13 protein-coding genes are annotated in these 16,065 nt (G+C 42.0%); all 13 read right to left on the reverse strand.

Annotated features, from left to right (window positions below):
* Positions 1-27 precede the first annotated feature (27 nt).
* The gene (gene ftsZ / locus AB8M93_RS08070) at positions 28-2,022 is read right to left on the reverse strand and encodes a cell division protein FtsZ (RefSeq protein ID WP_373057065.1); all 1,995 of its coding nucleotides are present in this window, start codon (positions 2,020-2,022) and stop codon (positions 28-30) included.
* A 26-nt stretch (positions 2,023-2,048) separates the two neighbouring features.
* The gene (ftsA, locus tag AB8M93_RS08075; RefSeq protein WP_373057066.1) at positions 2,049-3,404 is read right to left on the reverse strand and encodes a cell division protein FtsA; all 1,356 of its coding nucleotides are present in this window, start codon (positions 3,402-3,404) and stop codon (positions 2,049-2,051) included.
* 3 nt (positions 3,405-3,407) lie between these two features.
* Positions 3,408-4,124: a cell division protein FtsQ/DivIB gene (locus AB8M93_RS08080; protein WP_373057067.1), complete on the reverse strand. Its 717-nt coding sequence runs from the start codon at positions 4,122-4,124 to the stop codon at positions 3,408-3,410.
* Positions 4,121-5,467, reverse strand: a complete 1,347-nt coding sequence (gene murC, locus AB8M93_RS08085) for a UDP-N-acetylmuramate--L-alanine ligase (protein ID WP_373057068.1) — start codon at positions 5,465-5,467, stop codon at positions 4,121-4,123. Before murC ends, AB8M93_RS08080 begins: the two co-directional genes overlap by 4 nt.
* 148 nt (positions 5,468-5,615) lie before the next feature.
* Entirely contained in the window at positions 5,616-6,710 is a 1,095-nt protein-coding gene (murG, locus tag AB8M93_RS08090) for an undecaprenyldiphospho-muramoylpentapeptide beta-N-acetylglucosaminyltransferase (protein ID WP_373057069.1), read from the reverse strand.
* Positions 6,711-7,919, reverse strand: coding sequence for an FtsW/RodA/SpoVE family cell cycle protein (locus tag AB8M93_RS08095; RefSeq protein ID WP_373057070.1), 1,209 nt, complete (start codon positions 7,917-7,919; stop codon positions 6,711-6,713).
* Positions 7,920-8,042: 123 nt separating this feature from the next.
* Entirely contained in the window at positions 8,043-9,380 is a 1,338-nt protein-coding gene (murD, locus tag AB8M93_RS08100; protein WP_373057071.1) for a UDP-N-acetylmuramoyl-L-alanine--D-glutamate ligase, read from the reverse strand.
* Positions 9,381-9,382: 2 nt separating this feature from the next.
* A complete protein-coding gene (gene mraY, locus AB8M93_RS08105) occupies positions 9,383-10,615 on the reverse strand; it encodes a phospho-N-acetylmuramoyl-pentapeptide-transferase (protein ID WP_373057072.1) in 1,233 nt (410 codons plus the stop codon).
* 38 nt (positions 10,616-10,653) lie between these two features.
* Entirely contained in the window at positions 10,654-12,120 is a 1,467-nt protein-coding gene (locus AB8M93_RS08110; RefSeq protein WP_373057073.1) for a UDP-N-acetylmuramoyl-L-alanyl-D-glutamate--2,6-diaminopimelate ligase, read from the reverse strand.
* On the reverse strand, positions 12,117-14,114 hold the full coding sequence (locus AB8M93_RS08115) for a penicillin-binding protein (RefSeq protein WP_373057074.1): 1,998 nt from the start codon (positions 14,112-14,114) through the stop codon (positions 12,117-12,119). Before AB8M93_RS08115 ends, AB8M93_RS08110 begins: the two co-directional genes overlap by 4 nt.
* Positions 14,115-14,119: 5 nt before the next feature.
* Positions 14,120-14,437: an FtsL-like putative cell division protein gene (locus AB8M93_RS08120; protein WP_373057075.1), complete on the reverse strand. Its 318-nt coding sequence runs from the start codon at positions 14,435-14,437 to the stop codon at positions 14,120-14,122.
* Positions 14,438-14,477: 40 nt separating this feature from the next.
* Positions 14,478-15,380: a 16S rRNA (cytosine(1402)-N(4))-methyltransferase RsmH gene (gene rsmH, locus AB8M93_RS08125; RefSeq protein ID WP_373057185.1), complete on the reverse strand. Its 903-nt coding sequence runs from the start codon at positions 15,378-15,380 to the stop codon at positions 14,478-14,480.
* Positions 15,367-15,834, reverse strand: a complete 468-nt coding sequence (gene mraZ / locus AB8M93_RS08130) for a division/cell wall cluster transcriptional repressor MraZ (protein WP_373057186.1) — start codon at positions 15,832-15,834, stop codon at positions 15,367-15,369. Before mraZ ends, rsmH begins: the two co-directional genes overlap by 14 nt.
* Between the last annotated feature and the right edge of the window lie 231 nt (positions 15,835-16,065).

Raw genomic sequence — 16,065 nt, forward strand, 5'->3', positions numbered from 1 at the left:
ACCTTTTTTTTTAAATTAATACAGGTGTTAATCTACATTATCATGTAGAAAAGAATTATTTTTTCTGAACTGTAGGTCGTCATTATCATCTTTCCCTAGGCTGGTCCTGGAAAGTTTCCCTTCCCCGGGCTTGGTCTGGTCAAGGTCCACCCCCTGACGCTTATAAGCAGGCTGCTTTTCTATCTCGTCAATTTGAGCGGCATTACTCCGGAATTTATAATTGAACTCCTTCATTTTTGCACGCCGTTCTGCTGCACGCTCAATAAGCATTTCTGAAATAGGATTATTAAAAGGATCTTCATCATCTGTATGCTCCCGCTTTTCTGGCTGTGGAGCCACTGTTTTCTTTTCAAAAGCTATGGTTTCATCTTTAGGCTCTTCTTTTTTTACAGGTTTTGAATTTTCAAGTTTCTGCTCGAACTCCATATAATCATCCAGGCTGTAACGCTTCACGCCTTTTGCTGAATTCTCTGTTACCGGGATAATTTCTACAGGCTCATTTACTTCTATATTCCTGGTCTCCCGGCTACTTCTTTGATCTTCCTTATTATTTTCTTCAGGTTTAGCCTGCCGCGAAGCAGCCGGTTTCACCTCTTTATTTTCTTCATTTACAGGGAAGTCGAAAGTAAACATAATTTGATCTTCATTTTCTGAAGCTTCATCTTCAGTCTCCTTCATCTCTGACTGATGAGCTTCTTCAGAAGTATCATTAATAACAAAATCTTCAGGATCAATTTCTTCATAAACCACTTCCATTTTTTTTGCAAATGGTGGGGTATAAAGGTTATTTTCCTTTTTTACTTCCTTTTTTACTTCCTGTTTAGGAGCAATATTGCCAACCTCATCCACTTCTTCAGCTTCATCATCCAGAGTGTGAACAATTTTATTTTCTTTAGGCTCCTCAGGAGTTTCCGGCTTATCTTCTAACGCAGGTGAATAATAACCAGTTTTTTTAGTGGTTAGCTCATGCTCTGCTTTTTGTTCATCTTCCAGCGTATGGATGATCTTTTTTGCTTCGGTATTTACAATATCATCCTGCTGTTCCACATTAAAACCCGTAGCGATAATGGTAACAGAGATGGCATCGTCAAGTTCTTCATCTTCTCCCACTCCCATAATGATATTGGCACTATGCCCGGCTTCTGCCTGTATATGGTCATTAATTTCCCCAATTTCATCAATAGTAATTTCTTCTGAACCAGAGACGATAAGCAGCAATACATTTTGAGCACCAGTAATTTTATTGTCATTAAGCAATGGGGAATCCAATGCCTTCTTAATGGCATCATTCGCCCTGTCTGCCCCAGAAGCACTTGCAGAACCCATTATGGCAGTACCACTATTGCTTAAAACAGTTTTGGCATCACGAAGGTCAATATTCTGGGTATAGTGATGGGTAATCACCTCTGCAATACCTCTGGAAGCCGTTGCCAGCACTTCATCGGCCTTAGAGAAACCAGCTTTAAAGCCAAGGTTCCCATACACTTCGCGAAGTTTGTTATTATTAATTACAATAAGAGAATCTACATGAGACCGGAGTTTCTCCACCCCCAGTTGAGCCTGTTCATTCCGCATTTTCCCTTCAAACTGAAAAGGGATTGTACAGATACCCACCGTGAGAATTCCCATTTCCTTCGCCTGTTTGGCAATTACCGGGGCTGCTCCAGTACCGGTACCTCCGCCCATTCCAGCGGTGATAAACACCATTTTGGTATTTACATCCAGCATTTGCTTAATCTCGTCAAAACTCTCCACTGCAGCCTGCTCCCCTACACTGGGATTTGCGCCTGCACCAAGTCCTTCAGTAAGACTTACCCCCAGCTGGATCTTATTGGGAACGGGGCTGTTTTCCAATGCCTGGGCATCGGTATTACAAACCACAAAATCCACTCCCTTAATTCCTAACTGGAACATATGGTTAATGGCATTGCTACCACCTCCTCCTACGCCAATAACTTTTATAACGTTTGACTGATTTTTGGGTAAATCGAATGAAATGTCTCCAAACTCTGTACTGCTCATATATTCAATTTTACTGGTTGTATATTTTATTCTGCGTTATCTAAAAAATCTTTAAATTTCTCTGCCCACTTATCAAAAATGCTTTTCCTGGGCTGTTTTTCGCGGTGCCCAATGTTTTCACGGGAAGCAATTTCATCTTCCGGCTCATCAGAAAGTTCCTCCCCAGGCTCGTGGGCATCATCTTCTTTTTTTAGCACCACTTCTTCCTGAAAACGGCTTTTGCTTTGTTCCAGGCTATTCATTACCAATCCTACCGCTGTAGCATATACGGGGCTGGTGGTCTCGGTATCATTTGTACCGGCAAGGTGCTCGTTAGGATAACCAATCCTGGTATCCATCCCGGTAATATATTCTGCCAGTTGCTTAAGGTGCTTTAATTGTGCGCCCCCACCCGTTAACACCATTCCTGCAATTAATTTTTTCTTTTGCTCTTCATGGCCGTAATTCTTGATCTCCAGGTAAACCTGCTCAATAATTTCCACTACACGTGCATGGATAATTTTGGAAAGGTTTTTAAGCGTAATTTCTTTGGGTTCCCTTCCGCGCAAACCTGGAATGGAAACAATCTCATTATCCTTGTTTTCTCCCGGCCAGGCAGAGCCAAATTTAATCTTGAGCAATTCAGCTTGTTTTTCAATTATTGAGCAACCTTCCTTAATGTCTTCGGTAATTACATTTCCCCCAAAAGGAATCACCGCGGTATGCCTGATAATACCATCTTTAAAAATTGCCAGATCTGTGGTACCGCCACCTATATCGATTAAAGCAACGCCGGCCTCTTTCTCTTCCTGGCTTAAAACGGCATTTGCCGAAGCCAGAGGTTCCAGCGTAATGGCTGATAACTCAAGGCCGGCACTTTTTACACATCTGCCAATATTCCTGATGGAAGACACCTGGCCCACCACCACGTGAAAATTGGCTTCCAACCTGCCGCCATACATTCCAATTGGCTCTTTAATTTCAGCCTGCCCATCTACTTTAAATTCCTGCGGAAGCACATGTATAATTTCTTCTCCCGGAAGCATTACCAGTTTGTGCACCTGGTTGCAAAGGGTATGGATATCATCATTATCTATTACCTCTTCAGGGTTTGGCCTGGTGATATAGTCGCTATGTTGAAGGCTTCTTATATGCTGCCCCGCAATACCAACCACCACATCTTCGATTTTAAGTCCGGAATCTGCTTCAGCTTCCTGTATAGCCTGCTGGATAGACTGGATGGTTTGCGTGATGTTATTTACCACCCCACGATGCACACCCAGGCTTTTAGACTTGCCAATACCAACAATTTCCACTTTGCCGTATTCGTTCTTACGCCCAATCATGGCCACAATCTTGGTGGTTCCTATATCTAATCCTACTGCTATCTCCTTATGTTCCATAAATTACTTTTTAGTGCAAACAACCTGGTTTCCAAATTGCAAGTTCACTTTCCTGTAGGCATCTAACTTATTATCCTTAAAGGCTTTCTTATAAAAGGCTTTAAAGTTGTTGAACTTCAGTTCTATATTTTCAGCATCTCCAAAGTACACCGTGAAATCCAGTTTTCTCATTTGCAGATTGAACCGGCCTTGTTTTACCCGGGTAATCCCTGTTATATGCTGTGTTAAAAACTCATCATTCCTAATATACTGCAGGAGCGGATAGGCCTCTTTCACATTTCCCCCGTTAAATCCAAACAAAAGCGGCACCCGTGCCGAATAATAGTTGGAAAGCGGCATAAGCTCTCCATTCCTGTCCAGGTAAAAGGAAGCATTGCCCACTACCCTTCCTATGGGTTTTCGCTGACTTACGTTTGCCTCAAGTTTACCATCCAGAGTTACGTAAACTTCAGCATTTTCAATCATTTCATGCTTGTTCAAAAGCTCTTCAAGCCTATTCAAATCTAAAGTTTCTTTGCCTATGCCCGAGGAAGGCACTTTATTTTGTATCAACAATTTATTAACCGCTTCCTCAGTGACATACAGATTTTCAGTATCTGTAAATTTCACTTCCACCGTACTGATTTTACGTGACTTCTGCCTTTTTTCAGCAAAACCAAAAAGGAATACCACCAGGGCGATAAGCAAAATTGCTTTTATATATCCTAAGCCCGCCTTCATTGCAATGCGATTTTCACCTTTTCAACTTCCTCTCCAATGTCTCCTGCTCCCATCATTACAACCACTTCTGGATGCGTAGATTTTATTTTTGCCGAAAGATTATCTTTCTGAACCAGTTCTTTTTCTGGATTGCTTATTTTATCCAGCAGCCATGTAGAAGTAATCCCTTCTACCGGAAGTTCTCTGGCAGGATATATATCCAGCAGCATTACCGCATCAAATTTGGTAAGGCTTTCAGCAAATTCATCAGCAAAATCTTTTGTCCTGCTGAATAAATGCGGCTGAAAAACTGCAAGCACCTTTTTGCCTGAATGCATTTCTCTTACTGCCTGGTAAACCGCTGAAATTTCTGCAGGATGGTGCGCGTAATCGTCTATCAACACCAGGTTTTCAGAATTTATCTTATAGGAAAACCTGCGCTTTACCCCCTTAAAACTAGATAAAGCCCTGGCCAGGTGGTTCGTGGGGGAACCGTATTCAACAGCCATTGCCAGGGCTGTTATAGCATTTAGCAAATTGTGTTTGCCGGGGAGATAAAATTTTAGATTGCTTATGGTTTGCCGGGGAGTCTTTAAATCGAAATGATAGGCCCCGTTTTCTATTTTTACATTTACTGCAGAATAATCTGCATTATCCTCAATTCCTATGGTTAGTCCGTCCAGTGGCAAGCCGTTTTTAATTAACAGTTTACCGGTTGCAGGCACCAGCGCGGCGAAGCTTCTGAAGGATGCCTCCAGTTGTTCCTTTTCGCCATAAATGTCTAGATGGTCGGCGTCCATAGAAGTAATAGCGGCAATATTGGGCGATAATTGTAAAAACGAGCGATCAAACTCATCTGCTTCAGCAACTATCACTTCATCGCCCTGCATGATGAGATTGCTTTGAATGTCTTCACTTATTCCTCCCAGGAAAGCCGTTACTTTTGCCCCGGTTTCTTTAAGAAGATGAGCAAGAATGGCAGTTGTGGTGGTTTTACCATGAGTGCCGGCCACAGCCAGAGTTAGTTTGTTCCTGGTAACCAGCCCCAGCACTACTGCTCTTTTTTTAAGTTCATAACTCTCTTTTAGGAAGTAATTGTACTGCTCGTGGCCGCCGGGAATTGCCGGGGTATACACCACAAGCGTATTTTTATCTTCTAAAATAGGCTGCGGAATCTGCGTGATTTCGTCTTTATAAACAACAACAATTCCTTCTTCCTCCAGTTTTTTACTTAGCAGAGTTGAAGTTTTATCGTAGCCGGAAACATTTTTGCCCTTCGCGTGAAAATATCTCGCCAGCGCACTCATGCCTATCCCGCCAATGCCGATAAAATAAAAGTTTTGTATGTTATCTAATTCGTTCAAATCTTCTTTCTATTAAACCTGACAGGTTTTGGCAACCTTTCAGATTTGGTGTGATTCCTTTTTCAGACCTACAAGGTTTTGAAAACCTTGCAGGATTTCGGTTTATCAGACCCCATAGTTTTCAAAAACCTGTGAGGTCTTATCATGTTCATTTCCCTGCCAGTTTTTCCACCTCGTCTACAATTTTTGCGGTGGCATCTGGCAGGGCCATTTTTTTAATATTTTGACTCAGTTCTTTTTGTTTTACTTCGGAATTCACCAAACCAAAAAACTCTTCTTCAAAATTTTGTTCCAGCTGCTCCTCGGTAAGCGTGAGTGCCGCTTCATTTTTAGTTAGCGACATGGCATTTTTGGCCTGATGGTCTTCCGCCACATTTGGTGACGGAATAAACAGCACCGGCTTGCCAACCACGCATAATTCTGAAACGCTGCCCGCACCCGCCCTGCTAATTATAATATCTGCCGCGCCATAGGCCCAGTCCATCCTGTTCAAAAATTCGTACGTCTGAACCAGATCACTATTATATTTTTTATATTCATCGTAATAAAGCCTTCCGGTTTGCCAGATTAACTGAATATCTTCTTTTTCAAATTTTGGTACCCAGTTTTCAATGAGCTCATTTATTCTTCTTGCCCCTAGACTTCCGCCAAGAACCAACAGGGTTTTTTTCCTTTTATCCAGGTGGAAAAACCGCTGCGCCTCTTCACGTTTTTCATTCACCTTCAGCAAATCCAAACGAACAGGGTTACCGGTAATGACCGTCTTTTCTTTCGGAAAAAACCGGAACACTTCTTCATAAGCCGCACAAATTTTATCTGCCTGTTTAGCCAATATGCGGTTTGTAATTCCCGGATAAGAATTTTGTTCCTGGATAAGCGTGGGGATCTTTTGGGAAACCGCCACTCTTAACAAGGGGCCACTTGCAAAACCTCCTGTACCTATCACTACATCAGGCTGAAATTTTCTTATTATTTTCCGGCTTTTGCTAAGGCTGCTCATCAGCTTAAATGGAAACATCAGGTTTTTAAGGGATATCTTTCGCTGTAACCCGCTAATCCATAAACCTTCAATATCATATCCTGCCTGCGGCACCTTTTCCATTTCCATGCGATCCCTGGCGCCCACAAACAATACTTCAGCTTTTGGCTGCCTTCGTCGGATCTCATCGGCAATAGCTATGGCCGGGTAGATATGACCACCGGTTCCTCCTCCAGATAATATTATCTTTAAATTCTCCTTCACCTAAATTGCTTCACTTAAAATATCTAACGGATTCTCTTCATCATTTCCATGTTCATGAGCTTCCGCTTCTTTAATCTCTTCTCTTTTGGCACTTACACTTAAAATTATTCCCAGTGCCATACAGGTCATCCAAATAGAAGTTCCCCCACTGCTTATAAGAGGAAGGGTTTGCCCTGTTACCGGAAATAATTCCACCGCCACAGCCATATTTACCAGAGCCTGGAAAACAATGGGCATTCCCACACCCATCACCACCAGTTTCCCAAAAACGGTATTCGCCTTTGTTGCTACAATTACAATCCTAAAAAGCAGCAGGAGATAAGCAAACATTACTCCAAAAGCCCCAATTAATCCCATCTCTTCCACAATTATCGCGTAGATAAAATCTGAGGAAGATTGTGGCAGGAAGTTTCTTTGAACAGATTTTCCTATGCCTGTACCGGCAATTCCACCACGGGCAATGGCAATTTTAGCTTTTTCTATCTGGTAATCGGCTTCGGTATCTTCATCACTTGTAAAACTGTCTATCCTGCTGGCCCAGGTATCTACCCTGCTGGGCAGAACTCCAGGAAAAGCTTTTGCAGTAAGGATAAACATCGTCAACATTAAAAAGCCGGCGGCCATAATTGCAGCCAGATATTTCACGGGATAGCCGCCTATAAACATCAACACCAGCGTCATTGCAAAAATGATGGCCGCGGTAGAGAAATTTGCAGGTAAAATGAGTGCTAAAATTAAAAATACCGGCAACCATAAAGGCAAGATGGTTTCTTTAAAGGTCACTGTTTTCTCAGTAATTTTAGATAAGTATCTTGCTACATAGACCATTAATACCACAGCTGCCAGCGTAGAGGTTTGGAAGGTCACTCCAAGTACCGGGATTTGCACCCATCTGCTGGCGTACGCTCCTCCAATAATGGTTCCCTGTGCCACCGTATATACCAGCAGCACAATAATTACCGGTAAAAGCAGAATAGAGAGCCCTCTGAAATAATTGTAAGGCACGCGATGCACCGCAAAGAGCAGACAGAATCCCAGGAGCAAGTGGAAAAAATGCACCACCAGGTAATGGAAGGTCCCTCCATCTCCATGCAGGTAAGCAAGGTTGCTACTGGCACTATACACCGGCAGGAACGAAAAAATTGCCAATAATCCCGCGGTGGCCCAGATGACCTTGTCTCCTTTAAGATTTGAAAAAATACTGCTCATTCCTTATTTATTCTTCTTTTTCTTCAGACTTCGCAGGTTTTAAGACCTGCCAGTTCATTTTTGACTTTTTCAGACCTACAAGGTTTTGAAAACCTTGTAGGTACCGTCTGTGAGACCGATATTTTATAAATTTCTCACGGCTTCTTTAAACTGCCTTCCCCTGTCTTCATAGTTTTCGAACAAATCAAAACTCGCACAGGCGGGAGAGAGCAAAACAGTTTCGTTTTTTTCAGCAATTTTATAAGCGATCTTCACCGCCTCTTCCATAGACTGGGTTTCCACCATCACATCTACACAATTCCCAAAAGCGTTTATAATCTTGCCATTATCAACCCCAAGGCAGATGATGGCCTTCACCTTCTCATTGACCAAAGGCAGCAAATCGCTGTACACGTTGCCTTTATCCACCCCGCCAACAATCCACACCGTAGCGCTTTCCATACTTTCAAGAGCGTAATAAGTGGCATTTACATTAGTTGCCTTGGAATCATTAATGTAAAGCACATTATTGATCTTAAGCACTTTTTCAAGACGATGCTCCACTCCCTGAAAATTTTCCATACTTTCACGAATTGTTTGTTTCCTGATACGTAAAAGTTGCGCCACCGTAGCGGCCGCCATCGCGTTTTTAGTATTGTGCTTGCCCTGAAGGCTAAGATCTGTTGTTGGCATATTAAACGTTGTATTATTTATTTTTATAATTATTTGGTCATTTTCCAGATATGCGCCGTTTTCAAATTTCTTTTCTAATGAAAATGGCAGTTTTTGAGCTTTAATGGGATTCTTTTCTAACCAGCCTGCAATATTTTCATCATCGGCATCGTAGATAAAGTAATCGTCTTCCGTCTGGTTCATGGTAATCCTGAATTTGGAAGCTATATAGTTCTCCAGCTTGTATGCATACCGGTCCAGATGGTCTGGGGTGATGTTGGTTAAAACAGCAATTTTCGGCCTGAAATCCACAATACCATCCAATTGAAAACTGCTTAATTCCAGCACGTACCAGTCAAATTTTTTTTCAGCAACCTGTTTGGCAAAACTATCCCCCACATTGCCCGCCATTCCTGCGGAAATATTCCCGGCCTTCAGGATGTGGTAGGCAAATTTTGTAGTGGTGGTTTTCCCGTTGCTTCCTGTAATCCCAATTATTTCTGCGGAAGTAAATTCTGAAGCGAATTCAATTTCAGAAATCACCGGAAGGTTTCTCTCCTTCAGCTTTAAAACCAAAGGAGCGTTTTCCGGAATTCCGGGGCTTTTCATCACTACATCCGCATTTAAGATTTTCTCTTCAGAATGCTGCAATTCTTCCCATTTAATCTCAAGATGTTCAAGAACTTCTTTGTATTTATCTTTAATCTTCCCTTTATCGGAAAGAAAAATTTCAAAACCTTCTCTTTTGGCCAGAATCGCGGTACCCACACCGCTTTCTCCTCCTCCCAGGATTACAATTTTCTTCGCCATAATTACCTCAACTTCAGCGTTACCACCGTTACTATGGCAAGAAAAATTCCCACAATCCAGAACCTCACTACAATTTTACTTTCATGATGCCCCTTCTTCTGATAATGATGATGCAATGGCGACATCAGGAAAATCCTCCTGCCTTCTCCATACCTGCGTTTGGTAAATTTGAACCAGGACACCTGCATGACCACAGACAGGTTTTCCATCAGAAAAATTCCGCAGAGAATAGGAATCAGCAATTCCTTTCTGGTGGCAACCGCCAAAACAGCAATTATTCCACCTATAGTCAAACTTCCCGTATCTCCCATAAAAACCTGTGCGGGATAGGTGTTGTACCATAAAAACCCGACCAGTGCTCCTGCAAAAGCGGTGATATAAATGGTCATTTCGCCCGATTTTGGGATGTACATGATGTTGAGATAATCTGAAAAAATAATGTTACCCGAAACCCAGGCGAAAATTCCCAGCGTAAGCACAATTATTGCTGAAGAACCCGCGGCAAGTCCGTCTATCCCATCGGTTAAATTGGCACCGTTGGATACTGCCGTAACGATAAAAATTACAATCGGGATAAAAATGATCCAGGCATATTTTTCATAATCCTTATTAATCCAGGTGATAAGGCTGGCATAATCAAACTCGTTGTTTTTCACAAAAGGAATGGTGGTGGTGGTGCTTTTTTCTTCCGGGCCCATTTCACGTATATCTCCCACTTCACTTAATTCCCGGGCGGGAACTGCATTATTGGCTTCTTCCTTTACGGTGATGCCGGGGTGAAAATACATGGTGGCCCCAATAATTAACCCAAGCCCAACCTGTCCAACTACTTTAAAAATCCCCTTGAGTCCTTCTTTATCCTTTTTGAAAATTTTAATGTAATCGTCTATAAAGCCTATTGTCCCCATCCAGACAGTGGTGACCATAAGCATAATCACATAGATGTTTTCCAGCCTGGCAAACAGCAGCACCGGGATAAGTGTGGCAATTATAATAATAACCCCTCCCATTGTGGGTGTTCCTGCTTTTTCGCTCTGGCCTTTCAGGCCGAGTTCCCGCACGCTTTCCCCAACTTGCTTGGTAAGCAGGTAATTGATGATTTTTTTACCGTAAATGGTGGAAATAGCCAGAGACAGGATAATGGCCATTGCCGAGCGGAAGGAGAGATACTGAAACAACTGCGCCCCCGGCAGCTGGTATTCAGATTCTAAATATTGAAATAAATAGTATAACATGCGCTACTTATAAAATTTCCGCTGAAGGAATTACTTTTTTACCTGTTCTGTTCTTTCAAAAAATCATTAACGATCTTGAAATCATCAAAATCGAAACGCTCCCCGTTCACTTCCTGATAAGTTTCATGGCCTTTCCCGGCTATAAGGATAATATCATTTTTCCTGGCCAGCTGGCAGGCGGTTTTAATTGCCTGCCTGCGATTGGTGATGGACATGGTCTTTTTAAAATTTTGGGGCTCCACTCCGGCCTCTACCTCTTCAATAATTTTCTCAGGATCCTCTGTTCTTGGATTATCACTGGTAAAGATCACTTTAGTGCTTAATGCTGAAGCAATATGCCCCATCTTAGGGCGTTTGGTGGTATCCCTGTCTCCGCCACAGCCAACCACTGTAATTAATTCCTCATTTTTGGTGCGAATGGCGTTAATGGTTTCCAGCACATTTTTAAGCGCATCTGGGGTATGGGCATAATCCACAATGGCGGTAATTTTATCCCTGGGAGAAATCACGTACTGAAACCTGCCGTTTACGGAATTCAGCTCACTTATAATCTTCAGGCTTTCCAGGGTTTCCAAACCAAGCAGTTCTGAAGCGGCATAAATTGCCAGTACATTGTAGGCGTTAAAATTGCCAATTAACTTAGACCATACTTCCTGGTCGTTCACCTTCAGCAGTAAACCTGTGAACTGATTTTCCAGGATCTGGGCCTGATAGTCTGCATAAGATTTTAAGGCGTAAGTATATTTTTTCGCTTTGGTATTCTGAAGCATTACCGGGCCATTTTTATCATCTGCATTTACCAGGGCAAAAGCGGAAGCCGGTAATTCATCAAAAAAACGTTTTTTAACATCACGATATTCCGCGAAACTTTTATGATAATCCAGGTGATCGTGAGACAAGTTGGTAAATATTCCACCCGCAAATTCCAGGGCAGTGGTCCTGTGCTGTGCAATACCATGCGAACTCACTTCCATAAAGCAGAATTCCACCCCTTCATCATTCATTTGCTTTAAGTAAGAGTTAATGGTAATAGAATCTGGCGTAGTACGGATTGCTGAAAATTGCTTTTCTGCCACCATAACTTTTACGGTGGAAAGCAGGCCAACTTTAAAACCGGCTTTGGTAAAAAGATCATAAAGCAGCGTGGCAATGGTAGTTTTACCGTTGGTACCGGTTACTCCAACAAGCCTTAACTTTCCAGAAGGATCTCCGTAATAATTGGAAGCCATATAGGCCAGTGCCATTTTTGAATCCTCCACCTGAACATAGGTAACCCCGTTAACGATATCTTTTGGCAACTCCTCACAAACCACTACAAGGGCACCTTTATTTACGGCCATTTTAATATAATTGTGACCATCAGAAAGAGTGCCTCTAATAGCAATAAACGCATCGTTTAATTCCACTTTTCTGGAATCAAAATGCAGGTTATTAATGGCTACCCCGGTGTTTCCCACTACGGCTTCCATGCCCACGCGATACAAGATGTCTCTTAATATTATCAACTTAAATTCAGTTTTACTTTTAGTTCCTGATTTAATTTTAGTTCTCTTCCTGCCGCGACAGACTGAGACCTTACCTTACCTTTACCACTTAAATCCACCCGGAAACCCAGGTTTTCCAACAAGGATACTGCGTCCATGGCCGGCATACCTGTTACATCCGGCATCAAAATTTTCTCATTCTGAACTTTGCTGTAATATTTCTGAAAATCCTTTTCTACATTTTCATTTTTAATATCCAAGCCTTCCAATTCATCCATAATGGGAGTATCAGTATATATTTTTTGAGCAATACTCTTAAATACGGGGGCCGCCACTATATTCCCATAATACCCTTTACTCCGCTTTGGCTTATGGATGACCACTATACAGGAGTATTTTGGATGATCTGCCGGAAAATATCCAGCAAAAGAAGCTATATATCTTCCGGGTTCTATCCAGTATTCGGTCTGGCAGGTTCCTGTTTTTCCTGCCATAGAAAAATTAGGAGTATATATGTTAGCCGCGGTTCCACGCAAGACTACATTCTCCATCATCTTCCTTACTTTTTTTGCGGTTTGCGGAGAACAAACCTCAGGATTTATAATTTCCTTGTCCACCTTTACAATGGTTTTATCCCATTCCTTTACCTCTTTTACAAAATGAGGTTTTACCATCACCCCGTTATTGGCAACAGCATTGTAAAAAGTAAGGATCTGCAAGGGGGTTAGGGAAACTCCATAACCAAAAGCCATCCACGGCAAACTTAATCCGCTCCAGTTTTTATCATCAGGATGCGGAATTCTGGGCTGACCTTCCCCGTTAATATCCAGGCCAATTTTTTTGTTCAGCCCCATATCGTAAAGCCGGTCTACAAATTTTGCCGGATCATTTTTATACCCTTCAGTAATAAGTTTGGTAAAAGCGGTATTCGAAGAAAGTTCGAAAGCCCGTGCGGCGGTAATTTTCCCGTAGCCGCCATGGTGGGAATCCCTCACGGCACGGCCATAGAAGCGCACCACTCCATTTTCTGTATCCACAACCTGGGAAGTATCAATCACTTTATCTTCCAGAGCGGCCACCATTGCCATTAACTTAAAGGTAGAGCCCGGCTCATGGGATTCATAAACCGCGTAGTTTCTTTTTTCGAAATAATTTCCTTCTGAAGTGCGGCCAAGATTGGCCATTGCTTTTATATCCCCAGTAGCGGTCTCCATCACTACCACCGTACCATGATCGGCTTCAAAATACTGTAGCTGCTTCAATAAAGCGTGATGGGCAATGTCCTGAATATTTACATCTATGGTAGAAATTACATCGTAGCCATCTTTAGGCTCCACTTCGTTATTATCACTGATAGGCTTCCACTGGCCCTGGGAAATTTTCTGCTTTAATCGCCGCCCGTCTGTACCCCGAAGGTAATTTCCAAAAGCGCCCTCCAGGCCAACCCGGGTAAAATAGCCTTCTTCATCTTTACGCTCATAGCCAACCGTACGCTCTCCCATTTTTCCCAGCGGATGTTCCCTTACGGTCCTTTGCTCTACAATAAGGCCGCCCTTATATGCCCCAAGCTCGAACATTGGAAAACTTTTAAATTTTAAATAATCTGAATATCCAAGATTTTGAGCAATAAGAAGATAACGCTGATGATTTGCCCTGGCCGTACGCAGTTTCTGCGAATAATAGGAAGAGGACTTACCAAAATACCTTCCCAGTTCTTCTGAAAGCGGGCCTATGTTTTTTTCGAAATTCTTATCAGAAACAGTAACCGCATCAAACCTGATATCATATTTAGGAACTGATGTGGCCAGTAAGCTGCCGTTGGCATCATAAAGATTCCCACGGTTGGCCGGAATTTTAAAATTCCGATAAGTACGTTCCTCTGCCAGCTCCTTATAGTAATCGCCATCTACAAACTGAATATCCATCAACTTAAACCCCACAGCCATCGCAAAAAGGAAAAGACATCCCGCAACAAAGTAAAGTCGGTTTAATATGTTTTTTTCAGTAGTTGCCATTAAGCTTACTCCTTTATATTTACTTTAATCTTAAAAGGCGGCGTTTCTGAAGGTGCTATCCCAGTACCGCTTAACTGATTGATAATGGTAGATTCCATTTTAATTCTCATTAGTGCCGACCTCCGGTCTACAAACTCACTCCTTAATTCGCGCACTTCATTATTGAGGCGTGCAATTTGATGCACTTTGCGCTCTGCACTATGAGAACTCGCTATCATAATAATTGCGAGGAGGGTACAAAAAACGATAAAGCGCCAGTTGTTAACGGCATCGCTGTTAATAAGAAAATTTGCTTTTAGTATGTTATAAATTCCCTGCTTCATTCTTATAACATTTTAAATCAACAGCCTATTGGGGAGAAGGCTATTGATATAATTTTTCGGCAATCCGAAGTTTCGCGCTCCTGGCGCGGTTGTTTTCTGAAATTTCCTTTTTTGTAGGAATTATTAAACCTTCCACTTTTTTAAAAGGCACAGAAATGTTTCCGTAAAAATCTTTTTCAGGCTCACCTTCAAAAAGCCCGCTCCTTATATACCTTTTTACCAGGCGGTCTTCCAGGGAGTGGTACGAAATTAAACTCAGCCTTCCGCCGGCATTCAACATGTCTTCTGTTTGCAAAAGAAATTCCTTGAGTGCCTCTATTTCCTGGTTCACTTCTATACGAATTGCCTGATAGATCTGCGCCAGAATTTTATTTTCCTTTCCTTTAAAAAGGGCTGGCTTTAATAGATCATTAAGCTGCTCACTGCTTACAATTGGCCTTTTTTCCCGCTCTTCCACGATCATTCTTGCCAGTTTGGGAGCATTTTTTAAATCGGCATACTCAAAAAATAGCGCTTTCAACTGCTCTTCCTCATAAATATTTATTACCTCATAAGCACTTAATTTGCTATCCTGGTTCATCCTCATATCAAGCCTGGCGTCGAAACGGGTGGAAAAGCCACGTTCCGCTTTATTAAACTGATGAGACGAAACACCAAAATCTCCTAAAATCCCATCTACTTTTTTTATTCCGTAAAACCTTAAAAAGCGCTTCAGGAAGCGAAAGTTTTCGTTAATGAGCGTAAAGCGGCTGTCATCAATTTTATTTTCCAGCGCATCCTTATCCTGATCAAAAGCGTAGAGCTTCCCTTCCGGGCCCAGGTGTTTCAAAATTTCCCGGGAATGGCCGCCACCTCCAAAGGTCACATCCACATACACCCCCTCTGGCTTTATATTTAGCCCGCGCACACTCTCTTCAAGTAATACAGGATTATGATATTCCATCAAAATCGTCATTTCCCATTACTTCCTCCGCCAGATCTGCGAAATCATCTGAAGCGGCTTCAATGGCATTTTCATATTTTTCCTTATCCCAAATTTCCATGATGTTGATGGCAGAAGAAAGCACAATCTCCTTCTCTATTCCTGCAAACCCCACCAGGTCTTTTGGAATTAACAACCTCCCGTTAGTATCTACTTCTACGGTTTTAACGCCTGCGGTAAACCTGCGGATAAAGTCATTATTTTTCTTTTTAAAGCGGTTTAGCTTATTAATTTTCTGCATCATTTCATTCCATTGCTCCATGGGATACAATTCCAGGCAAGGCTGAAAAACCGCACGTTTTAAAACAAAACCATCCTGCAACATTGGGGCAAGTTGTTTTTTTAAGGCTGAAGGAACCATTAAACGGCCCTTCGCATCCACCTTGCATTCATATGTTCCAATAAGATTTACCACTCCAATGTTTGTAGATTCAAATATATTGAAAAAAAATCCACTTTTTACCACTTTATACCACTTTGTTAATAAGTTTTACCACCGTATTCACTTGAAAACCTTTTAAATAGCTGTATTTCCTTAGGTTTCAGAAGGTTGGTACAGGTGGGAAATTTTGGAGTAAAAAAAGGGAAAAGGTAGCCTTATTGCGGGAGGAAAGCTTTGTCCAAAAAGCCTTTGCCTTTAGTCAAA

Source organism: Autumnicola aciditolerans, assembly GCF_041679265.1.
In the GTDB taxonomy this organism is placed as follows: Bacteria; Bacteroidota; Bacteroidia; order Flavobacteriales; family Flavobacteriaceae; genus Autumnicola.